This is a genomic window from Lysinibacillus agricola (genome assembly GCF_016638705.1).
Taxonomy (GTDB): domain Bacteria; phylum Bacillota; class Bacilli; order Bacillales_A; family Planococcaceae; genus Lysinibacillus; species Lysinibacillus agricola.
Map to the genome: position 1 here is coordinate 2,886,554 of NZ_CP067341.1, position 23,656 is coordinate 2,910,209.

The 23,656-nt window shown below is 37.2% G+C and carries 18 protein-coding genes, 1 pseudogene and 1 other annotated feature; of the genes and pseudogenes, 7 read left to right on the forward strand and 12 right to left on the reverse strand.

The genetic code is table 11. The features are described from left to right. Nucleotides 1-28: 28 nt before the first annotated feature. Nucleotides 29-1,723 carry a methyl-accepting chemotaxis protein gene (locus FJQ98_RS13880; protein ID WP_053597373.1) on the reverse strand — a complete coding sequence of 565 codons (1,695 nt, stop codon included), beginning with the start codon at nt 1,721-1,723 and terminating at the stop codon, nt 29-31. Between the two features lie 622 nt (nt 1,724-2,345). Next, on the reverse strand, nt 2,346-3,326 hold the full coding sequence (locus FJQ98_RS13885) for a diaminopimelate dehydrogenase (protein WP_053597372.1): 981 nt from the start codon (nt 3,324-3,326) through the stop codon (nt 2,346-2,348). 282 nt (nt 3,327-3,608) lie between these two features. On the opposite strand from FJQ98_RS13885, the gene FJQ98_RS13890 reads away from it, so the two are divergent. After that, nucleotides 3,609-3,899: a hypothetical protein gene (locus FJQ98_RS13890; RefSeq protein WP_053597371.1), complete on the forward strand. Its 291-nt coding sequence runs from the start codon at nt 3,609-3,611 to the stop codon at nt 3,897-3,899. Nucleotides 3,900-3,905: 6 nt separating this feature from the next. Here the strand turns inward: FJQ98_RS13890 and yeiL are convergent, their stop codons facing one another. After that, nucleotides 3,906-4,568, reverse strand: coding sequence for a transcriptional regulator YeiL (gene yeiL, locus FJQ98_RS13895; protein WP_201406469.1), 663 nt, complete (start codon nt 4,566-4,568; stop codon nt 3,906-3,908). 101 nt (nt 4,569-4,669) lie between these two features. Here yeiL and FJQ98_RS13900 point away from each other — a divergent pair, with 101 nt between their 5' ends. After that, nucleotides 4,670-5,821, forward strand: coding sequence for an MFS transporter (locus FJQ98_RS13900; protein ID WP_053597369.1), 1,152 nt, complete (start codon nt 4,670-4,672; stop codon nt 5,819-5,821). 54 nt (nt 5,822-5,875) lie between these two features. Here FJQ98_RS13900 and FJQ98_RS13905 read toward each other — a convergent pair whose 3' ends face one another. Both FJQ98_RS13905 and FJQ98_RS13910 read right to left on the reverse strand, forming a co-directional pair. Beyond that, nucleotides 5,876-7,051 (reverse strand): oxalate decarboxylase family bicupin, encoded by a 1,176-nt coding sequence (locus FJQ98_RS13905; RefSeq protein WP_053597375.1) that lies wholly within the window; start codon nt 7,049-7,051, stop codon nt 5,876-5,878. A 155-nt stretch (nt 7,052-7,206) separates the two neighbouring features. Then, nucleotides 7,207-7,536 (reverse strand): GNAT family N-acetyltransferase, encoded by a 330-nt coding sequence (locus FJQ98_RS13910; RefSeq protein ID WP_082340469.1) that lies wholly within the window; start codon nt 7,534-7,536, stop codon nt 7,207-7,209. Between the two features lie 184 nt (nt 7,537-7,720). On the opposite strand from FJQ98_RS13910, the gene FJQ98_RS13915 reads away from it, so the two are divergent. Continuing rightward, nucleotides 7,721-8,299, forward strand: coding sequence for an AAA family ATPase (locus FJQ98_RS13915; RefSeq protein ID WP_053597368.1), 579 nt, complete (start codon nt 7,721-7,723; stop codon nt 8,297-8,299). Nucleotides 8,300-9,045: 746 nt separating this feature from the next. Here FJQ98_RS13915 and FJQ98_RS13920 read toward each other — a convergent pair. Further along, nucleotides 9,046-10,473, reverse strand: a complete 1,428-nt coding sequence (locus FJQ98_RS13920; protein ID WP_053597367.1) for an aminotransferase-like domain-containing protein — start codon at nt 10,471-10,473, stop codon at nt 9,046-9,048. A 108-nt stretch (nt 10,474-10,581) separates the two neighbouring features. On the opposite strand from FJQ98_RS13920, the gene FJQ98_RS13925 reads away from it, so the two are divergent. Further along, nucleotides 10,582-11,184, forward strand: coding sequence for a LysE/ArgO family amino acid transporter (locus FJQ98_RS13925; RefSeq protein WP_053597366.1), 603 nt, complete (start codon nt 10,582-10,584; stop codon nt 11,182-11,184). A 518-nt stretch (nt 11,185-11,702) separates the two neighbouring features. Here the strand turns inward: FJQ98_RS13925 and FJQ98_RS13930 are convergent. Together FJQ98_RS13930 and FJQ98_RS13935 are read right to left on the reverse strand one after the other, a co-directional pair. Beyond that, nucleotides 11,703-12,611 carry a DUF2268 domain-containing putative Zn-dependent protease gene (locus FJQ98_RS13930; RefSeq protein WP_053597365.1) on the reverse strand — a complete coding sequence of 303 codons (909 nt, stop codon included), beginning with the start codon at nt 12,609-12,611 and terminating at the stop codon, nt 11,703-11,705. Between the two features lie 69 nt (nt 12,612-12,680). Then, a pseudogene (locus FJQ98_RS13935) lies at nt 12,681-12,794 on the reverse strand (radical SAM protein); the annotation flags it as partial. A 207-nt stretch (nt 12,795-13,001) separates the two neighbouring features. Here FJQ98_RS13935 and FJQ98_RS13940 point away from each other — a divergent pair. Together FJQ98_RS13940 and FJQ98_RS13945 are read left to right on the forward strand one after the other, a co-directional pair. Beyond that, nucleotides 13,002-13,685: a GntR family transcriptional regulator gene (locus FJQ98_RS13940; protein WP_053597364.1), complete on the forward strand. Its 684-nt coding sequence runs from the start codon at nt 13,002-13,004 to the stop codon at nt 13,683-13,685. A gap of 21 nt (nt 13,686-13,706) precedes the next feature. Then, nucleotides 13,707-14,324, forward strand: a complete 618-nt coding sequence (locus tag FJQ98_RS13945) for a sterol desaturase family protein (RefSeq protein WP_053597363.1) — start codon at nt 13,707-13,709, stop codon at nt 14,322-14,324. 301 nt (nt 14,325-14,625) lie between these two features. Here the strand turns inward: FJQ98_RS13945 and FJQ98_RS13950 are convergent, their stop codons facing one another. Continuing rightward, the gene (locus FJQ98_RS13950) at nt 14,626-16,137 is read right to left on the reverse strand and encodes a hypothetical protein (protein WP_201406470.1); all 1,512 of its coding nucleotides are present in this window, start codon (nt 16,135-16,137) and stop codon (nt 14,626-14,628) included. An 873-nt stretch (nt 16,138-17,010) separates the two neighbouring features. Here FJQ98_RS13950 and FJQ98_RS13955 point away from each other — a divergent pair. Beyond that, nucleotides 17,011-18,201 carry an MFS transporter gene (locus FJQ98_RS13955; RefSeq protein WP_053592483.1) on the forward strand — a complete coding sequence of 397 codons (1,191 nt, stop codon included), beginning with the start codon at nt 17,011-17,013 and terminating at the stop codon, nt 18,199-18,201. Nucleotides 18,202-18,557: 356 nt separating this feature from the next. Here FJQ98_RS13955 and FJQ98_RS13960 read toward each other — a convergent pair whose 3' ends face one another. From FJQ98_RS13960 to ileS, 3 genes are all read right to left on the reverse strand, one after another. After that, nucleotides 18,558-18,743, reverse strand: a complete 186-nt coding sequence (locus FJQ98_RS13960; protein ID WP_053592484.1) for a hypothetical protein — start codon at nt 18,741-18,743, stop codon at nt 18,558-18,560. 13 nt (nt 18,744-18,756) lie between these two features. Beyond that, nucleotides 18,757-19,953 (reverse strand): class I SAM-dependent rRNA methyltransferase, encoded by a 1,197-nt coding sequence (locus tag FJQ98_RS13965; protein ID WP_053592485.1) that lies wholly within the window; start codon nt 19,951-19,953, stop codon nt 18,757-18,759. A 276-nt stretch (nt 19,954-20,229) separates the two neighbouring features. Then, nucleotides 20,230-23,319: an isoleucine--tRNA ligase gene (gene ileS, locus FJQ98_RS13970; RefSeq protein WP_053592486.1), complete on the reverse strand. Its 3,090-nt coding sequence runs from the start codon at nt 23,317-23,319 to the stop codon at nt 20,230-20,232. 53 nt (nt 23,320-23,372) lie between these two features. Next, nucleotides 23,373-23,612, reverse strand: a binding site (T-box leader). Nucleotides 23,613-23,656 lie beyond the last annotated feature (44 nt).

The following is a 23,656-nucleotide window of genomic DNA, read 5'->3' on the forward strand; positions in this document are numbered from 1 at the left end:
TTAGGATATAAAGCATTTTTCAACATCCTTAATATTGGAATTTTTTTAGTAAGCCTTGAAGCTCGTCTGCCTGTTGTGCCATCTCTTTGGCTGAAGAAGCCATATTATCTATGAATGCTAATTGCTCCTTCGCTGTTAACGTAACATGCTCCGTACTTTCAGTTGCCTTGCTTGCAATGCGTGCCATTGTTTCTGTTGAGGCTGTAACTTCTTCAACACTTGCGGACATTTGCTCTGTCACAGCAGAGATGTCATGTAACTGTGTACTAACCCCTTTAATCGATTGCATGATCTTGTGGAAGGCTTGTTTTGTGTCATCTACAACATCCATACCTGCTGCAGTTTCCTTCGAGTTACTGGAAATAGCCGTAATTACATTGGTTGTATCATTTTGAATAGAATGAATAAGTGATGCTATTTGATCAGCAGATTCCTTTGATTGTTCTGCTAATTTACGAACTTCATCTGCAACGACAGCAAAGCCCTTTCCTTGTTCACCCGCACGAGCCGCTTCAATGGCAGCATTTAAAGCAAGCAAATTCGTTTGATCGGCGATACTTGTAATAACATCAACGATATTGCCAATTTGCTGTGACTGATCACCTAATATACGGACCTGCGCCTCTACATTGTCTGATGATTCATTAATAATTGTCATTTGTTTCATCACACGATTCAAAGAGTCATTTCCTTGAGTAGCCTCATCACTCATTAAATCAGCAGCATCTGAAACAGTTGAAGCGGTTTCAGCAACTTGCTGGATGCCAATCGCCATTTCCTGCATGGCAGTTAAGCTATCACTTGTGCTATGTAATGTTGTTCTTGAACCATCCGCTAAATCTTGCAGGGTTGATGTTAGCTGTCTCGTCATATCCGCCGTTTGCTGCGATTTAGATGTTAAGCCATCAGACGATACATCAACCTGTTTAGAGGACTGTGCTATTTGTTGCATTAATACTTTTAAGCTTGTCAGCATTTTATTAAAGGATTGCGCAAGCTCACCTGCTTCATCCTTTGAATTGATTTGTAGCTGTTTTGTTAAATCTCCCTCTCCATCCGCAATGTCATGTAGTTGATCATTCATTGCACGAAGCGGTTTCACAAATGCTCTTGTGAATAGGAAACTGCCTAAGACAGCAATGACAGCGCCGATGAACAATACAACGAGAAGTTTGCCGATAAATGCAAAAATAATAGCATTCACCTCATCAATCGTTTCACCAACAAACCACATGCCAATGATGTCTCCTTTGGCATCTTTAATTGGCGCATAGAGTGTTAAATATTTTGTTCCAACAACATCTGCTTCACCTATGAAGGTTTCCCCTTTCTCCATCACATTTTCAACGACTTTTGGATCAGCATCTTTGCCAACTAAGCGTTCTCCATTTAGCTGTAAATTGGTGATAAGTCCTTTTGTGCCTTGGAAAATGGTGACACCACCTTCGATGCTTTCTCCTACCTCATCAACAAAGGCCTCCTGGTCAACTATTTTTGTATCCCCTTTGTAAAGCTCCCCATCTTTTATAGCCCAATCTCCCTTAAATCGTTCCTCTAGCAGCATATAACCGACCTTTGAAATATGGGTTATGCTCTGCTCAAAATTGTTACGCATAATTTGTTTCACTTGTATATGGGAAACAAATCCAATCATAACGCTTAAAAAAATGATGACTCCTACTAAAAGCAAATTAAATTTTGTACTAATTTTAAAAGTGCGCAAAAAATCATTTCTCCTTTCTCATCACTTCACAGGAATATTATGTATATAATGTAAGCCATATTTATTAAACATGATTCTATAAATAGTTTCAAGACATTATCAATAAATTAATATTTTTAATCAATATGAGCTGTTAGTGGCTGAGGTAAGAATGAGGCTATGACAAATATAATAATACTAGTCATAAACACAACGTAGGGTTGATTTCCGTTCCGACTGAGCGCTTTCTTGGAGGCGTCCGATGAGCCTCACGGGCCTAAAGACATTGGTCGCGAAGGCGTTTTCACAGGATTTGATGGTTTCACCTTTGTTCCCCTACTGCTTAATTCCTAAGGAGTCGCTCAGTTTTAAGTTCAATCACTTATTGTAATTGTTACTGAGACAAACCACGAGAGTAGTTTTCGCTTTGTACTCTTCGATGAAAAATCGAATGTATTTTCTGTCATGATTGAGCCGCAAACTATTTATTGTCCGATTTGTCATGGGTCAACTGTGTGTCATGATCGCTTAATATGTTATTTACGCCATGGCTATGCTAGACATATTGGCGTGCTTTGGATATTGCCTTGCTAAAAAAGAAAAATCCCGATTATCAACTATATGATAATCGGGTAGTTTACTATTATAAAAGTTCTTTACGTAATTCAGCAGCTGATTTTGGTGATAACAGACCGAATGGGATATCGAATACTGTTTTTGCACCTTTGTCTCCAGCTTGATTTAAGCGATGAGCTGCTCGTGCAAAAGCAACTAGAACACTAGATGTGAAGTTTGGATTACTTTCAAGTTTTAATGAGAACTCAAGAATTTGTTTATCGTTAGCGCCGCTTTCGCCACTGCGAATAACAAATCCACCGTGTGGCATTCCTGTGTGGTTTGCTTTAAATTCTTCTTCAGAAATAAAGTTTACTGTTGTGTCATACTCGTCAAAATAGTTTGGCATTGTTACAATTTCTTGCTCAACCTTTGCTGCATCTGCACCTTCCTCAAGAACAACCCAACATTCACGCGCATGTTTTTCACGTGTTGTCAGCTCAGGGTTTTCACCGTTTCGCACACGGTCTACAGCCTCTTTAATTGGTAATGTGTATTGTACCGCATTTTTTACACCTTCAATGCGACGTACTGCATCTGAGTGACCTTGACTTAAACCGTCTCCCCAGAATGTATAAGTTGTACCTACTGGTAGAACTGACTCCCCAAGTAAACGATTTAATGAGAATAAACCTGGATCCCAGCCAACTGAAATGACTGATACTTTACCAGATTTTTGTGCTACTGCATCTACAGCGTCGAAAAACTCAGGGATTTTCGCATGTGTATCAAAGCTATCAATTGTATTAAACCATTGTGCAAAGTGTGGTCCTTGCTCTGGTAAATCTGTTGCTGAGCCACCACATAAAATCATTACATCAATGTCATTTTGGAATTTTTCAGCATCATCCACTAAATATACGCCTGCATTACTTGCAATGTTTACAGTTGAAGGATCGCGACGTGTGAATACCGCTACTAATTCCATATCTGGATTTTGTGAAATTGCATATTCCACTCCGCGCCCTAAATTTCCATAACCTACAATACCTACTCGAATTGCACTCATTAAAAATTCCTCCTCACGATTACGTGACTATGTGAAGTCCTTCACGTTAAATCTACTTACAATAATACGTTGTGTTAGGAAAATTCACAATAGTTTGAGTACGTGTTTTTCTCCAGAAATTATACAAGTTTTCTATGATTTCTATTCGTTAATGGCATGAATACGGTTACATATTACTAATTCAATCACTAACCTTTAAGTTTTCGTAAAAGCCTTGTAAATGAAGACTTTTCTCACCGCATGTCTTGTACAATAAAACTAACGACAAAGGGGGCATGTTGAATGAAAGGTAATTGTTATTCACCAAGCACAACAATGGAACAAGGAGAATTACTTACTCGTCCATTCCAAAATGCACAAAAATCTACTAAAGCTTATATCGAAACTGAGGTAAAGCACAAAAAGATTCCACCCAACACACACCAATGTTTAAGGGTTATACCTTTTGGCGTTATAGAAGAAACCCTAAATATCTCCATACAAAATCAAAGAGTCAATGAGGCTAACTTTTACCATAGCGGAAAGGAGATAGCACGCTGGTTAGTTAAAAAAAGTGAATACAATAAGTATTAGCACTCCTTACAGTATTTCCTGTGCCAGTTCGGAAAGACGCTTTTCATTCATAATGTGATAGCCATTCTTTTTCTTCTCTAAAATTTTTTCTTCGCAAAATTGTGCAAGTACATATAATAAATGCCGATAAGAAACCCCCAAATATTCACAGATTTCCGTATGCTTTTCTTTATAGACTCCTTGATCTGACGAAAATTGAATAAATGCAGCAAGTCGATTTTCAAGTGGAAATGCTTGATTTTGTGTATATTTTGACGTCATTTTGAACGCCTTTTCCCCTAAAAACACACAAAGTTTACGTAAAAATAGTACATCCTTGAGTAACTTTTCTTTGCAGGACTGTGTAATCGAAAAACAAATTGTCTCGGTTACTGTCTGAATCCCCTTCGTATATCTTGCCTCATTAAGCAACTCAATTTCCCCCATAAAAAGTGGTGCTTCCAAGTAATCGATAAGCGAGACCTTGCCATTTTTATGTGTCATGTATAGCTTCGCCTTTCCTTCGATCATGTAGTATAACGTATCTGGAAATGACCCTTCTTGAAAAATCCATTCACCTTTGTCAAACTTACATATTTCTAGAAATGGATCAATTTCAAAAAGAAAAAAATCATCTATTGGATATTTATCAAGATAGTATGAACGTTCCTCAGCTGTCAGTATATGCATTATTTTACTCTCTCCTCCGAAAAAATGTGAGATATCTCACATTATTGTACCGATGAACATGCTATTATTCAACATAGTTAACTTGGAGGTATGTAAAATTTATGAACAATCAACGATGGCTTTCTCAAAATTTCTTTACATTTTTCATTACATGGGGTATTTTCTTACCTTATTGGACAGGTTGGCTTGTGGATGCTAAACATCTTACTGTATCACAGGCAAGTGTAGTAATGGGCTGTGGTCTTTTAGCACGGGCAACATCAAATCTATTTTTCTTCCCGACGCTTGCAAAATATGTGCATAATAAACGACTCATTAGTATCTTAGCAACAGGTGCCCTAATTACAACTTTACTTTATATACCAAGCACGGGCTTTATCTCGCTTCTTATTGTTACCCTTTTATTTAGCATTTTTTATCCAGCGCTGTTACCTGCCGTTGAAAGTAGTGCAACAACGCTAGTACAGCATGGACTTGTACACTATGGTAAAAGCCGCTCCTATGGTTCCGTTGGCTTTGTCATTGCAGTATTAATAATAAGTATGCTGACAGGCATATTTGGCAATGACATTATCCTTTGGAGTATGGTGATCGGTCTTATCGTTATGCTGTTGATGCAACAATTGGCTACACCAAAAGAGTTACTCGTTGTGCCGACAAAAGAACAACGTGCAAAATCATTGTCGATGAAAACATTGTGGAAAATCAAAGGCTTCCCTATTGTTTTATTAATCGTTATCCTCTTGCAAGGCGCACATGCTTCTTATTACAGCTACGGCTATATATATTTAGGTGATTTACATGTCGATCCGTTCTATATGGGGATGATTATTAACATCGCCGTTATTTGCGAAATCTTATATTTTATGAAAGCTGATACACTATTTAAAAATTGGCGCTCATCTTCTTTATTACTTTTAGCTGCAAGTGGTTCTTCATTACGTTGGCTACTGATTTACCTATTCCCTAATATCTGGGTATTCGTCGCTTCTCAAACATTGCATGCATTATCATTTGCTCTAGCGCATTTCGCTTTTATCAGCTATTTAACAAAAACATTACCGAAGGAGCAAATTCCGAATGCACAAGGCCTTTACTCGGCATTAGGAATGGGATTAAGTACAGCTATCCTTACATTTTTAGGCGGCTACTTATACGAGATTTCACCTGGACTATCATTTGCAGCAATGCTTATTTGTACAGTTCCAGCAATCGGTATATTGCTTGCTACTAGAAATAAATATCAATTTTAAAAAACAAGCAGGTGAAGAAAGACAATGTATCTTTCTTCACCTGCTTTTATATGCTCACCTTGGATAATAAGAAAATCCAGGATATTTTACAACCGGCCACTTTTCCTTTCTTAAAACATTAAGAAGTTCAGGACCAACATTTAAATTGCTCTTTACTAGTTCAGATGGAGTTAGAGCCATCCATTGATTTAACGAGACATCCTGAAATCTATCACTTTTAAACATTTCAAGGAACCATAACGTCTCAGTACCAGTATTCTCAATGTAGTGACCATTTGCAAATGGCACGTACCCTACATCGCCTGCACGATAATCAAATGTTCTCGCCACACCATTAGCTGCAAACACTGTCATACGCCCTTTGCCTTGAAGGTAATATTGCCATTCGTCATTATTCGGGTGCCAATGCAGCTCTCTCATTGCACCAGGTTTAATCTCGACAAGTGCTGCTGCGATATTTTTAGAAATAGGAAAGTTTGTCGAATCCACAATTCTGACACTGCCACCAGGAGTTTTAATAGGAGTTTGTGCAAGCAGACGATGTTTGAACGTTTCGGGAGCTGTACCATATGGGGATTGTATTTTTTGTGTGTCTATAGGTCCTGGAACCTTATCTTGATAAATATAGACCTGTTCTTTCGGAATATGTTTAAAAGCGCTAATAGGAACACCAAAATTGGAGGACAGCACATCTTTAGGAGTATGAGCAAACCAATCAGATATAGAAAATGTATTAAGATCTGAGAAATGCCCATCATCAAACACCAGTAGAAATTCACAGCCATCTTCAAGACCCTGTATGGAATGTGGAATTCCTGGTGGAAAATACCATAAGTCTCCCGGTCCTACATCGGCAATAAAATTATGCCCATTTTGATCAACCGCTGTAATACGTGCATGACCAAGAAGCATATACGACCATTCTGCTTGTTGATGCCAATGAAGCTCACGTACTCCACCTTGTGTCAAACTCATATTGACACCTGCCAATGTAGTAGCAATTGGCAATTCACGAATAGTAATTTCTCGAGACCAACCGCCTTGATTTAAGGTCATATACGTATCAGAAAAAGAGAATTTTAAATTTGGTACAAGCCCAGCATCTGTTATTGGTGGGACAAGCATATCAGGATTTTCCAGATCCCTCATAATATCTCTTGGCCCCTTATCCACCCCTCCCGCACCATCTTTCCGAATAGGCTGCGGAACATAAGAATAGCCCTCTGGCATGTTCTCCAATGATTCACCTCTTCATAAAGAAATCGTTATTTAAAAATGTATGGATTCATTACTTGAATTATTCTTTTCTTGTAAGGATGGACTGTTCTGTTCACGAAATAGAACCACTCAGTGTTGAAAAAATAATGACTTGTTTCCCCTTTAATTCAATCTCTCTCTTTTTTCATGCCTATATTAATCGCTACTTTTTGAGATGCTGTATTACCAATTGGAATAAGGGATATCATCTTATTTAAAGATAATTCTTTTTCGCCATATTCTCTCAAAGCTTTCGCCACTTCTGTTGCATAACCCATACCCAAAAAATTTGGTGCAATCCAATAGTCTATTTCGATTTGTTCTTCCTCAATAATTCTTTGAGGGACAAGTCCTGCATGTCCAATTCGTTCGTTGGTTTCTTTTAATTCAATTATTTTTAATCCATATGCCTCATTCTTTTCATAAGTAATGATGCTGAGGCTTTTACTTCTCCAAATCTACTAATATGTTATAATTTCTTTAACATATATTAGGTGGTTTTAAAAAGATGTATATCTTGATTATAGTCGTGTCTTCTTTAATGAAGATCGGTTGAGTCTACTCAATCTAGGTTTAGAAGCACCCTTGTGGACAAGAATTTTAATAAGAAAAGGTCATAAATTGTAAGGAGAATATCGAATAATGAAAGATAGTAATTTATTCAGAGATGATTTTATTATTATTACTGGAGGCCCCGGTTCTGGTAAAACGACTTTGTTGAATGAAATACAAAAAAATGACTATAACTACGTTCCTGAAGTCGCAAGGGATATCATTCAAACACAGATTTCTTCCGAAGGTGATGCTCTGCCTTGGAAAAATGTAAAAAAATATCGAGATCTAATGTTAGATAAATCCATAGAAAGTTATATTTCAGCATTGATGAACCCTCAAAAACACCCCCTATTTTTTGATAGAGGCATCCCAGATACTCTTGCCTATACACGCTTAATTAACATTCCGATTTCAGAGAACCTTGAATCTGCAATTAAAAAGTACAAGTATAATAAGAAAGTGTTTATTTTACCCCCTTGGAAAGAAATATACAAAACCGATTCTGAAAGAAAACAGGATTTTGAAGATGCTGTAGCAACTTATAAAATCATGTTTGAAACTTATAAACATCTTGGTTATGAACTTATTGAGGTACCCAAAATGAAAGTCGAAGAAAGGGCAAGCTTTATAATTAAAAATGTAGTAAATTGCTCAAGCATCTTATAGTAATACCTTGGAGAGTCATGTAAGTCACCTACACCGCCTACTGCCATCAGTAATATAGCCTCGATACCGTATTGAGCCATTTTTATCCCAACAACCATTTCGGCACGTATTTCTTTGATTGCGTTAACCATAAAGGAGTGGTTTGGCGTTAGGTTCTGTAGGAGCAGATAGAATCTTTACTAACAACTTAGAAGCTATGTCAATACTGGTTGCATATATTTTCTTTATTAGTGGATTGATAGCCTTTGTTTTAAATGTTGCAAAGTTATCTAGAATTGATTGAACTTAGTGTTACTTTATTGCAACGCTTTTCTTAATGTTGCTGCACTTTATCTTTCGGAGAGCGTCCTTAATTGCACAAGGATGCTCTTTCTTTATAAAAATTCTTTTGTTGGCATTTGTAAATCTAAAAGTTGCATACAAGAATCTATTCCTCTAAATAAAGGTTAGCGCAACAGGAAGAGTGGCACTTTTCGCAGAACTTATAGCGGGACTCGATCAGTTAATCCATTTTTATGAACAAAGCCTTGCCCGGGGTCATGACATATTGATCAGCATTTAGTAAAACCGCATCAAATATTAAACTGTACCCTCTCGAGAGACTTTTTTAAAGTGTCTACTCGAGAGGGTACAGTATACTATAGGATAGACTTTTTTCAAAGTGTCTATCTTATAGGGTACAGTTTAATGATTACACAATGGGGATTTTTTTATAATCTACCTAAACACGTAATATAAAATTGCTTTCAAGTATCTTTTTTGACAATTTCAAATAAGTTTTTTAATCCTGTTTCCAACTCTTCGTATGTTGCATAGGCATACGATAATCGAATATGCTGGGTATCTTGTGGATTATAGATATAACCGGGGTTAATGAGGACTTGTCGTTGCAATAGTTTGATAAATAACTCTTTATCAACGATTGGTTCATGAAACTTTAGCCAAATATAGAAGCCACCTTTTGGCTTATACCAGTCAGCAATATCACAGAATTTTTCTTGTAATATAGTCTCTACATAATCTGCCCTTTGCTGTAATTTTTGACGTAAGCTGACGATATGCTTTTCATACTTTCCAGATTGTAGCCAGTGCAGCACAATTTCCTGTGAGATTGCGCTTGAACCGTAATCTGTTTGCATTTTTATATCCGCTAACCGCTCAATAACGGTTGTTGGACCAATTAACCATCCAATTCGAAGTCCAGGGCTTAATGTTTTCGAAACACTCCCAATATATAGGACTTGCCCGCTATCATCCATTGATTTTATGGGAGGAGTTGCCGCTTCAAAGAGCAATTCGTGATAGACGTCATCCTCAATAATAGGAATTCGAGATTGTTTACACGCTTCATAAAGCTGCTTTTTTTCAAGCGCCGTCCACACCACTCCGGTCGGATTGTTTAATGTAGGAACAGCATAAAACACAGCCTGTCTTTTTCTTTTCTTTTCAGCTAATGTTTGTGCGAGCTGTGCATCACGATGGATAGCCATCATTTGCATACCGACAGACTGAAAAGGATGAACTGAATTTAAATAAGACGTTTGTTCTTGGAATACGATAGAACCCTGTTCAAGCAGTCCAACAGCAATGAGCTGCAATGCCTGTAGTGCACCAGACACAATACAAACATTTTGGGGATTTGCATGAATCCCTCTTTTTTTCACATATTCACAAATCGCTTCTCTGAGTCTGTCACTACCCTGCGGTGATGAATAACCTAAAGCTTTCGGCTGTAAAGAAAGTTCCTTCAATGACGCTTCAATCTCAGCAGTTGGCAATAAACTTGGTGCTAGCTCTCCAGTTCCTAATCGTATGACATCATCGCGCTGCTCGTATTCATTAATTAATTGAATGGTATGATAATTCGGCTTATGAAGACTTGTGTCAATATAGGTTTGCCAATTTGGCTGGGTTTGTGTAATTAATGAATGCCAGGAATTGTGAGCTACATAAATGCCTGATCCTACCTTTGCTTCCAATATTCCTGTTGCCTTTAACTCCTCTAATGCCTGCTGAACCGTACTGCGATTTACCCCGAACTGCATAGCAAGCTGGCGTTGTGTTGGCAGCTTTGTTCCTGCTACCCAATCTCCTCGCTCTATATGCTCAGTAATCCATGTTACAATTTGTTGCTGTAATGTCATTTCGCTCTGTCTAATTGGCTTCCAGTTCATTCGTATCACCTCACACATTTCAAATTGGGTGGGTAAAAAACCATCCAATTGGTCGTTTTCTTTTAGTTATAACATAATTAGAATATTAAGTGAAAGGAGGAATTTTCCTTGGAAGCATTTCTTCATGGGATGATTTTAGCATTTGGACTTATTTTGCCCTTAGGTGTACAAAATGTCTTTGTTTTTTCTCAAGGTGCAACACAACCACATTTAGTTCGGGCCTTACCTGCCACCATAACAGCCGCGATTTGTGATACGCTCCTGATACTGCTTGCGGTATTCGGTTTATCTCTTATCGTCTTGCAATTTGAGTGGTTACGTATCGCTTTAATGAGTGTAGGTATACTTTTCTTACTTTATATGGGCTATACAATTTGGCGTTCAAATCCGGCAACTGCCGATAATAACGAAGCACTTCCTATCAAAAAACAAATATTATTCGCGCTCTCTGTATCTCTCTTAAATCCACATGCCATTTTGGACACTATAGGCGTTATTGGGACGAGTGCTTTAAAATATAGTGGCACGGAGCAAATCTTGTTTACTGCTGCATGCGTTTTGATTTCTTGGTTGTGGTTTATCGGTCTCACAATTGCTGGAGCTTCATTGAAAAAACTCGATAGCTCTGGGAAGCTAATGAATATTTTTAATAAATGCTCAGCGATTTTTATTTGGGCAACAGCTCTCTATCTTCTTAGTGGTTTACTGTAACCTATTTACATAAAAAACGCTCAGGATACTGTGTAAGATTAAAAACAAGTAATTGTACATGATGTTTGATTACACCCTAGCTTTGGATGTATTATAGATGAATGGACATATCTCGATTAATTCAATAGAATTGAGATTACGAGAGGACGTGTCCGACCATGAGTCAAAAAAAGTACAATAAAGAATTTAAACAAACAGTAGTCGAGATTTATCGCTCGGTTACACCGGTCAATCAAGGTAGCATTGGTTATGTCACACCCGATGCGTACGAGAAAATGTGCCGAGCAGCAGCGTGAAAAAGGGGTACAAAGAAATCTACCCCACCACATTCGGGCGCAACTTCCATGCATTTTCCGCTCTACATCCCGAGCAGGCGTTCAAAGGCTCTTTTCACTTTGACGGGCTACTCGGGATGTGGAACACTCCAAAAATGGACGTTGTGCAACACAAAAAAATTAACTTGAATATGTCCAGACTCTTGACGTAGATCCAATTCACCATATCAATTGTAAATTAGGTTAATCGAAAAATTTAGAGACTCTAATTATTTCTTCAGTAGGAGTCAGTGTCGCTTCGGCAATACTCTTGCTACTGTTGGCTAAGTATTGTTTAATCAAGTGGTAACCAATAGTATAGCCTGCATTCTCTGATAAACCAACTGGATTGAACCCTCGTTTCTTAGCAATGCCATCACCAAACATATAAGCTGATACTTCTCCAAAACCTTTAGTCTTTCGTCCCTCTTTTATCACTTCGATTGAGTACGCCATTTCTTCTTTATCAAAATCTGCGATCCAAGGTCCTATCAATTCTTTCCCATACATTTCTTCAGCAAAACATTCGGCTAAACCTTCCAATACTAAATATTCTTCTACAGTCACGTCACCATAATTAAATGGTTCAAATGTAAAACGAACATTATGATTAAACTCCTGAGCTAAAGCAGATTTTAATCGTTTCTTATTAAAGTCATTAGGAATAACCATTAGCATGATATATCCTGGTATTCCACCAAAACCCGAATATCCTTTATTTACTTTCATTTCTTGACTTTCTTCATCCCCTAAAAGAATATTTACGTCGATTTTTTTTAGGGGAATAGAATAATCTATCTTTTCAAATTCATGAATTCCTTTTAAAATCACTTCTTGATATTCATCAAAAATTTTAGATTCTATAAGTTTTGGCAAATTATCTTTAACTTGTTGAGTAGATTTTCTTGGAGTCCAAATCCCTAACATCTCTGATGCCATAACAACATCGTATCCATTGGGTTGCGTTGTTTTTAACGGTACATTTAAATAATCCCACATTGTTTTCATTGGTTGCATCAATCCATATCGAAGTGAATTCTCATTAACATTTCCTAATAAACACTTATTATAGAAATCTAAGCTATTGATTAAGTTGATTCTTACTTTTTCCATATTATCTCCTCCTTATCTAATAGCTTAATCCTTTACGCAACGTTAATGTAAAGCTTTTAATGTTTTATATTTATCTTTAGAACCACTATGGCCATCAAAGCTATGGAGAGGGAAATTCATTTGTCTTAGCGCAGGCTTATTTAATGCTTTTTCCCTCTTTTTATTAATTAATGTTCCATTGGTTAGTTCCTGTATCATACGTTGTACTTGTTTGATTCAAATAAATTAAATTTATATTGCATCCTACTAGGTATTTCACGGTCTTGTTTGAAAATTCTATTTATAAAAATCCGCTCTTTTTATTGACAGAAAATTCAGTCTTAATATATAATTTTTGGTATTACCACTGTCTTTAATTTGTATGACCATAAAAACAAAGGGGACGAGGATTTGAAAGAAAAGGAACGCTCCTCAGATAAAATTGAGAATGAATTAATTAGATCCATATTGGCTGATGTTTATTCTGTAGGAAGTACTTTACCGCCGGAAAGAGAGCTTGCAAAAGAATTTAGTGTTGGTCGTCCAACTATTCGGGAGGCTCTTCAACGTTTAGGAAGGGGTGGATGGATAACAGGAAGAAAAGGAATGCCTGCGATTGTTAATGATTATTGGCGCAATGGGAATCTAACGACACTTGTTAATATTGTTGAGAATCATCCTATCATAACAGATGAATTTATCATGTACTTATTAGAATTAAGAAGTTCTTTGACTCCGACTTATATTCGTGATGCTGTTACTTTTAATCAACCTAAAGTGGTTGCTCTCCTTGCCAATTTAGAGCAGCTTGAAGATAGTGCAGAAAGCTATGCAGCATTTGATTGGGATTTGCAAAAAAGGTGTGCAGGCCTTGCTGTCAATCCAATCTTTCTACTCATTTTAAATAGCTTCGATTCCATTTATATAGATATGGCGAAAAGATATTTTTCTGTAAAAGATCATCGTGAGTTGTCCTTCAACTATTACCACGACTTATTAAAAGCTGCATTAAAGGGAGATGCAATGGAAGCGGAGAGGTTGTCTAAGACAACAATGGAGAAAAGCTTGGCTCTCTGGAAAGATAGAGAAAAATAAAGAATACAGGAGGCGTGATAAATGAGATTGAAATATTTTAAAGAATATTTTTCATATCCTGATATATTAATCATGACCTGTCTATTCCTCATTAGCTTTGGATTTATGATTCTACATTTAACCTCCATCGGAATTTTGGGTGCTTTTATTCTGGGAATGATTATGTATTCCTTAGCTGAGTATGTTACACACCGGTTTCTTTTTCATCTGAAACCACCAAAGAATGCATTCTTGTTAAAAATGCTTAAACGCTTACATTATGACCACCATTCAAATCCGAATGAATTACATTTATTATTTTTACCCTTATGGTATAGTGTGCCAAACATTGCAATTGTAGCAGCCATTTTTTATATTCTTTCATCTAGCTTTATAATGACAAACGCATTTATTGCAGGGATCATGCTCTTTTTATTATTTTATGAGTGGACGCATTATATCGCCCATCGCCCCCTTCGGCCAATATCTCCATGGGGGCGTTGGATGAAAAAGGTTCATTTATGGCATCATTTCAAAAATGAAAATTACTGGTATGGCGTTACGAACCCAGCCTATGATTTTCTCATGGGTACCTTTAAAAACCAAAAGGATGTTGACCAAAGTAAAACTGCTAAAAATTTAGAGAAACGTGGCGACTAGAAAATAGAATTATAAAAAATATGCTTCTAGGTAAAATATTCGGTCCTATTCTGTCTTTATGATAAATTTTGCACATTAGAAGAAATCTGTTTCCTGACTACTCCCACAGCTAAAGCAGTGGGGTTCTTATATACTTAAGAGAAGCGTTACAAAGCTCTCCACAGATGGTGTTGCCATGTCCTGTGTACAACATCTTTGATTTATCCTCTGTTCCATAAGACTTTCTTATTTACACAACCGATGTTGTGTTGGCAATAAGTTTTAACGAAGGCAGGTAGCTCTACCTACGGAGGAATACCCCTCACTTGATTTGTTGGATACCCATGCTAAGAGGGAATGTTTTCTTTACTTGTTTCAAGTCTTCTATATGTTGATTGTGTAACGCTAAAAAGGTAGTAAACGTTTTATTGCATAAGTCTTGATTAGTTTGTTGTAAATTTGGATCACTATTCATCAGTAAAAACGCACTATATAAATCTCGTTGTACGAGATGACTTCCAATTTGACTCCAACGTTGATGGAGTTTTTTCTTTTCATAACGATCCGTCACATGGTTATACTGACTGGCTCTAAAGGTTATCGTATTTACTTTCTGTATCGTTTGCTTTGTGTAACCTAATTTTTGATGGATGATTTCCACTAGCATGGCTGGGGCATGATTCCCAATGCTTTTTCCAAAACGCTTTTTGGATTGGAATTTGCCCTGTATAGTTGTTTTGGTTTCTTTTGTACGTTTTGCCAATCCTTTAAAATGCATGGTTTCGATGTACACCTCATCGCCAAGAGACAAAATTTTATTTGCTAACGCACCATGTTTTTCTTTGATGTAGGAAGCTTTTCTTTCTATATAATTCTTTTTACTTGTTCTTTTTGTTTTTTTGATAGTTTTTTTACTATATGTCCAACGGAGTTTGACGCCATGTTTTATAGTCCCATCCTTTTTGAAATTGTTAGGATTGGTACTTCTACGACTTCTATCCAACTTGCGTAATAAACGTCTTTTTTGTTTCTCCAATAAAGGTACTTCTGGAGCAAGTTGTTGGATGAAAACTGTTTCTTCTGAAACAATCGCAATAGTAGAAGGACCAATGTCAATACCTACTCGTTGTTTTTTTTGATAGGAATGCCGAAAGGCTCCTGTTGATGGTATTCTCTTGGCAGGAGGAATCCCATCCATCACAAGTTGTACGTAAAAAGTATGTTTTCCACGAATCACTTTTTTGACTAGACGACAGTATTTAATGGTATGTAGGGCAAGGGATTCTTTTACAAACAAATCTTGTTTGCGAATACGAACAGGAAGGATTAATCCATTCCAATAGACAATATTCTCTTTAAATCGAATGCCTGCTTTATTAGATTTCCCTTCTACAGAATGAAACATTCCGTATCGTTTAAAGTGTGCTTTGCTCCCTTTAAATAGAACATCTTGAACCGCTCTCCAGACAGTAGAGGCGATTTTCTGAGAAGTATTGCTATCTATATGTTTTTTATAGTTATGTTGATGCTTTTTAATATACGCATGCAGTTGATATTCACTTAATCCAAAAGATTGACGAATGTTAGTTAATTCTTTTGCGATCTGCTTCAATTCTTTTGAATCATTCGTTTTTTTCGCTTTTTGGTAGCCACGTAATTGTTTTCGATAGTGTTTTGATTCTTGCATGAAAGTATATTGTTTTACTGCATAAGACAAAGTTGTATTATAGAGTGTACGGGCAATTTCAAAACGTTTTAATAGGAGATCCTTTTGCCATGTATCTATAAGTAACTTGAGTTCTATAATAAAACAATCTTTCTTCCATTTCGTCATTACCCGTCACTCCTTTCTTTTTTGATTATTTACAATATACAATATAAACATATGTTCTATAAAGAAAAAGCACTTCATTCCTCCCACCTCTGAAGAAGTGGGCTTCCTGAAGCTCACTTCTGTGAAGTATAAAAATGCCCTAGAACATAGGGACAACGTCAAAATAAGATATTTATAGACTTTAAATAAACATAAAAAGCCACAACCCATTCTAAATTTCACTTCAAAAGAAATGAAATTACCAAAAAAATCCAATCATTGCTATTTAATGATTGGATTTAAACCTCACTTACTTACGGTACGGTTCACCGTAAAGTAACTAAACGAGGTTTTTACATACATATTTTTTTTAATACCTACTGCTATCAATAACATTATCAACAGAAGTATGCCTTCTTAAGTAATCTTATTCTAACTCTGCAGCCCTGTCGATTAACATCTATTTGATCAGACGTGTTAATTAACCATTTTAATTAATTCGAAGACGCTGATTTCCGCTGCGGGCGAGCGTCGGGCCGCTTCCTCCGCTTTGTTGTTGTTGCTGCCGCTTTGCTTTCGCACAGAAAACATCCGCTCCTTGCAGGGTCTTGTCTGTCTCGCTTTTCCCGTGGGAAGCTTTGCTCTGCGACGAAAGCGAAGCAACAGGAGCACTCTAGTAGCCCTCCGCTACAATCCGCAAAAATGGGCACACATAAGTAAAATATCAACAAAAAAATCCTTTTATCGCTCAATAATAAACCTATATTTTCCTAATCAACACGCCTGCTATTTGATTAAGAAAGGGTTTTTCTCGCAAAAATATTTTATGGTATGATGTTTAGGTTGTGTATCTACTATGTGACACATTTACATTTTCTAAGAAAAGAGATATTTATGAAAACCGCAAATTTATCGAAGCGACATTGGTTGCTCATCTTAACACTTTCTTTATTAACATTTGTTCTCGGGACAAGTGAATTTGTTATTGTTGGAATCTTAACAGATATTTCTTCAAGCCTTCATATGACAAATGCAAAAGCAGGCACACTGGTTTCTGCGTTTGCAATTACGTTTGCCATCGCCACACCACTAGTGATGTCAGCAACAAGTCATTTTCCAAAGCGTAAATGGATGTTGTTTTTGATAGGATCTTTCATCGTCCTGAATGCTTTGTGCGTAATTTCGACGAACTACATTATGCTCCTTGCACTTCGGATTTTGACAGCGATTGTAACAGGAGTATTAATCTCTCTAGCCATGATTGTTGCAAGTGAAACCATGCCGATAAAAAAACGCGGACTTGCTATATCATTCGTTTTCGGTGGTTTCACACTTGCAAATGTCGTTGGAGTGCCAATTGGTATTGTAATCGCCGAATGGTACGGCTGGAATGCCTCTTTCATGTTAACCACTTTCCTTGGAGGGTTGGCGTTTTTGGCATCATTTTTTTTCTTACCGAATAAACTCAGCCAAGTACGCAGTTCGATACGGGATCAGTTTTCTTTAATGACACAGCCACGAATTTTGATAGCTTTTTTCATTCCTGCTCTCGGATTTGGCGCAACTTATGCCGTCTTTACGTACCTTGTTCCTATCTTGAAGGGAATGGGAGCACCAAATAATTCTATTAGTTTAATCTTATTTGGTTACGGGTTTATTTCGATTTTCAGCAACATCCTCGCAGGTAAAATTGCCAGTCACAATGCAATCGGTCGCCTTCGCTTTGTTTTTCTTGTGCAGGCAGTTGTTCTGACAAGTTTATTTTGGACTACAAATCATTTTATTTTAGGACTGGTAAATATCTACTTAATGTCGTTAATGGCCATCCTCTTAACAACATCTACTCAGCTTTATTTAATAGACCTCGCCGGAATTTATCAGCCAAAAGCTACAGGACTCGCTGCTTCACTTATGCCAGTGGCAAGCAACGTAGGCATCGCTTTTGGTTCTGCATTAGGCGGAATTGTATATCATCAAGGGAATTTAATGAATGTAACATGGGTCGGTGGGATCGTTGCAGTCTGTGCAAGTCTGCTAACTTTTTATAGTCATCTTTTAGACCAAAAACAAAAGAAATCAGCATAATAATAATAGGCGCAATCATACATGAGTGAGATTTATTCTACAACTAGAGTCCAAGCATTAAATGAAAGTCCATCCCCTTCAATGATTTCTAAAATACGGTCTCGAATTAGTTTGTTGAATACCGGCATAATGCTCCCTCTTTTCTATTGAAATACTAGACACTTTTTTCAAAATACTAGATACTTTTTGAAATTTACTCGCCAAAATGCTCTTTAAAAGGTAAAAGAAAGCTACTTTCAAACGAAAGATTCGATTTGAAAGTAGCTTTTTGAACTGACCTTTACATAGGTTAGGGTTCATCTTTTTTAACACGTAATCAGATAACACATATCACTATTAGTATGCACCACGATTTATTAAAGTCGCTCTAAATCCTGGTATTCTTTCATATAAGGACCATCCTCTGCCACATATGAATGATATAATGCCTTTACTGCAAAATTTTTCTCTAAACCCATTTCAGATTTTAGCTTTTTTAATTCATCATGCAACGCTCGATGTTCATTGATAAGCTTTAGCATAATTGATTTATTATATTTCATTTCATCCGTCCTTTTAGCTTATAACTTGAATAATTACAACTTTTAAATAGTTAAATTCAGGGAAGTTATGTGGAACTGCAAAATCCTCGGGCAACTGATGTTGTTCTAGTATTTTGTAACGTGTATCTGTCTCTTTAAATGCTTTATCAATAAACGTTTTAAATTTTTTCATGTCAAAGCTCGCGTTATTCGTTGAAGCTATAATTACACCATTATCAATCGTAATCGCAAGAGCATCCTTTAAAAGCTTTGGATAATCCTTTGCTGTACTAAAGGTCATTTTTTTTGTTCGTGCGAAACTCGGTGGATCAAGTACGACAACATCAAACTTCAATTCATGACGCTTTGCATAGCTAAAGTAGTCGAAGACGTTCATCACTTTAATATCCTGTGATTCATAATCAATCTCATTCACTGCAAATTGTTCGATTGTTTTAGCTAAGCTACGTTTAGCTAAATCAACACTCGTTGTACCTGATGCGCCACCAAGTGCTGCTGCTACAGAAAATGCTCCTGTGTAAGAGAATGTATTTAACACGGTTTTGTCGATCGCATAATGATCGCGTAGTGCTTTCCGAACATTACGTTGATCAAGAAAAATCCCTGTCATTGCCCTATCGTTTAAATCAACAGCAAAGTTCATGCCATTTTCCTTGACGATTAATGGGAAATCACTTTTTTCACCTGATACATAATCATCTTGTTCTACATATTGTCCGTTAGTATTAAATCGCAATTTTTCATAAACGCCGCGCGTGTTCAGTGCTATATTTAACGCTTCATACACGACATCACGGAAAGCATAAATTCCTTCACTATACCAGCTCACCATATAGAAGCCATTGAAGAAATCAATAGTTAAGCCACCAATTCCATCACCTTCTCCGTTAAATACACGGAAAGCCGTCGTTTGTTCTGAGGCAAAAAAAACAGCACGTTTCTCAGCCGCCTCGCGAATTTTTTTTGTGAAGAAGCGCACATCGATGACTTCTTTTTGTTTGCGTGATAGTACCCAGCCGATGCCTTTGTTTTGCTCACCATAATAGCCTGTCGCAATATAACCACCTTGTGCGTCTAATAATTCCACAATCGTTCCTTCTGAAACGGCTACCTCTGGCATATCTATAGCTTCTTTTAAAATAAGTGGATAGCCATTTGTCATTTGCTTAATAAATTTTGGTTTTACATATATTTCGCGTATCTGCTCCATCGAGTCATCCTAACTGTTTCATAATCTATCTATTATGTCATGTTTCGCAGGAAAAAGCGAAGGAGTTAGGTATTTGCAGCATAACAGGGACGATCGTTAGTTTTTCGTGGCGCATATCATACAAGGATGTGCTGATAGATTATATACGTTGATTGAGTGATTGAGGACTTACATTAATAACAACAATCAAGTTAAACAGAGCTAAAGATTGGCCTTATGAGAACCCCGCAGGCTTGCCAACCAGATTGTTTGAAACTTACCTGAGCATTAAAGATTTTACAGCTTAAAATAAACAGTAACTTTTTCATCAAACACTTCTGTCTCTATATATCGTTCACCCTGATCTTCACTCACATAATGAATATCATTTAACAACACATTGGCCTTTAGTAACGATTCATGCTGTTGGATGATAGTTATTGCTTTGGCACTTCCAGCAATCGAAATCGATACATACTGCTCAACAGGAAGTTTCCATTTTTTTCGTGTATCTTGAATTGTGCGAATTAGTTCTCTAATTTGGCCTTCCTCAAGTAAGCTAGTTGTCAGCTGAACATTTAAAAGGACTCGACATGAAGCATCTTCGGCTAAGATGTAATGGTCCTTTACAATGGATTCAGTTAGCACGTGTGCTTTTAACAATGTCACCTGTTCCCCATCAATCGTTAACTCAACTGAACCTGTTCGTTGTAAATTATTTTTCTCTTCATCATTTAATTGCACTACGTAATCTTTTACTTTGTTCACTTTTGGTCCAAATGCTGCACCTGCCGTTTTAAAATTAAGCTTATAATGAACGGTTTCATATGCTGAGAAGTCATTTGTCCAAATGCATTCTTTTATATTTAATTCTTCTTTCACGAGCTCGCTATATGGTTGATAATCTGTTAGCTCACCTTCAACAGAGGCAATGATTTCACTTAAAGGCTGCTTTACCTTGATTCCTTGACTATTTCGTATGCTGCGGCCTAGTTCTACGATTGATAAAATATTCGCCATTTCTTTCTCAAGCTTAGCATTTACGAGCGCTTCATTATATGTTGGGTAATTTTGTAAATGTACACTTTTTCCACATAATTGTCGATATAAATCCTCGGCAATAAATGGTGTGAAAGGTGCTAGCAATTGACAAATTGTTGATAGTAGCTCATACAGCGTACTAAAGGCACCTCGTTTATCCTCTGACAGACCATTTGCCCAAAATCTTGCTCGAGAGCGACGGATATACCAGTTACTTAGCTCTTCCACAAGCTTACCGATTTCACGTGTTGCCTGTGTAAATTGATAATCATCCATAGATTTTGTCACAAGCTGAATTGTATGATGTAATCGAGACAGTATCCAATGATCTAATTTTGTACGTGTACCAGTTTTGTTAGCATCGTACTGGAAGCCATCTATTTCTGCATATAGCTGATAAAATTTGAACGTATTATCAAGTGTATCAACTAGCTTTGATTTCGCATCCATCACAATCTTCTTAGAAAAACGTTTAGGATTCCAAGGAGAACTGTCTACTAAGAACGCCCATCTTAAAGCATCTGCTCCGTACTGCTCTATCAGTTCAACTGGCTCTAATGCATTTCCTTTACTTTTCGACATTTTCTGTCCATGCTCATCTAAAACATGCCCTAAAGAAAGTACATTTTTATAAGGTGCTTTACCAGTAAATAATGTCGAAACAGCTAATAGACTATAGAAAAAGCCTCGTGTTTGGTCAATACCTTCGATGACAACATCGGCAGGGAACTGATTGTTAAATGTATCAAGATTTCCAAAAGGATAATGATGCTGAGCAAACGGCATTGAACCACTGTCAAACCATACATCTATCACTTCAGGTGTACGTTCCATATCACCCTTACATGTTGGACAAGTACAAACAACCTCATCGATATACGGCTTATGAAGCTCGATGTCATGTAAAGTGCCCTTCGCTAACTTTTTTAAAGAAGCAATACTATTTGGTGCCTCTTCATGTCCACAATCCTGACAAACCCAGACATTGAGCGGTGTACCCCAATAACGATTTCGGCTAATATTCCAGTCCACTAAGTTTTCTAAAAAGTTGCCAAATCTACCGTGCTTAATGTGATCAGGATACCATGTAACTTGTTCATTATTTTGTAAAAGTTTATCTTTCATTGTAGACATGTTGATAAACCAGCTGTCAGTCGCGTAATAAAGCAATGGTGAATCACAGCGCCAGCAATGAGGGTAGCTATGCTCATATTTTTCCTTATCAAACAATAGCTCATCTTTAGCAAGCATTTTGATAATATCGACATCACAATCTTTCACAAATCTACCAGCAAGCTCTGGAACCTCTTCTGTATAACAACCTTTCAAATCAACAACATTGACAAACGATAGCCCATTTTGCTGAACCGTTTTATAATCGTCCTCCCCATAGGCAGGCGCAATATGGACGATTCCAGTTCCACTATTCTCTGTAACGTAATCCGCTAGTACAACGACATGCCCTTTATCAACGGTTACGTATGAAAAAGGTGGAATGTACGATACACCTTCAAATTCATGCCCATTATGCTCACTTAATATTTCAACGGGTGCAGTAAAAACCTTTTCCACTAATGATTTTGCCAAGATATATACTTTATCGTGCTGTTTCACTCGAACATACACAAGCTTAGGATTCATAGCCAATGCAACATTAGCAGGTAATGTCCATGGAGTCGTTGTCCAGCCAAGAAAATACTCATCTTTATCCTTCAATTTAAACATTGCCGTGACAGATAAATCCTTTACATCCTTATAGCCTTGTGCAACCTCATGAGAGCTTAATGATGTTTGACAGCTAGGGCAATACGGTGAAACGCGGTGCCCCTTATATAAAAGCTTTTCCTTGTGCACATGACTTAAAATATTCCAAACAGACTCAATGTAATCATTGCTAAGCGTTAAATATGGATCATCCATGTCAATCCAATAGCCAAGCTGCTCTGTAAAGGAGCGCCACTTCTTCTCATAGGTAAAGACACTTCCCTTACACTCTTGAATAAATTGTTCGACACCATATTTCTCAATTTCTTGCTTGCCAGAGATACCTAGCTTTTTTTCCACGCCTAACTCTACAGGCAAACCATGTGTATCCCAGCCAGCTTTACGCTCAACCAAATAACCTTGCATCGTTTTATAACGAGCCACGACATCTTTAATCGTTCTACCAAATGCGTGACCAACGTGTGGTAATCCATTTGCTGTTGGCGGTCCTTCATAAAATACAAAAGGCTTATTGTTAGAACGGTTCGCAACAGATGCCTGGAACGTTCCTTCCTGTTCCCACAACTGACGAACCCTCATTTCCCTTTCTACAGTCGTTTCTTTTTTCTCTTCAACTTGCATGTAATTCCCTCCTATACAATACGTATAAAAGGCATACAAAAACCCCGTCCCAAGCAAGGGACGGGGTTAACCGCGAATACCACCCTAATTCTATTGAAACAGCGTTCAATAGCACTTAGCAACGTACAATCATACGTGTTCTTTTTAACGGTAGACACCCGAATCGGCTTACTATGTTCAGCCAATCTTCTCAGAGAGGATCTTCATGTAACACTTGCACACCGACTTCCACCATTATGTCGGCTCTCTGTAGAACAAAATGAAACATTACTCTTTCTCATCAACGAATTTGTATGCTTTTATTGTCATTCATCTTAACAAACTAATTTTTGTCTGT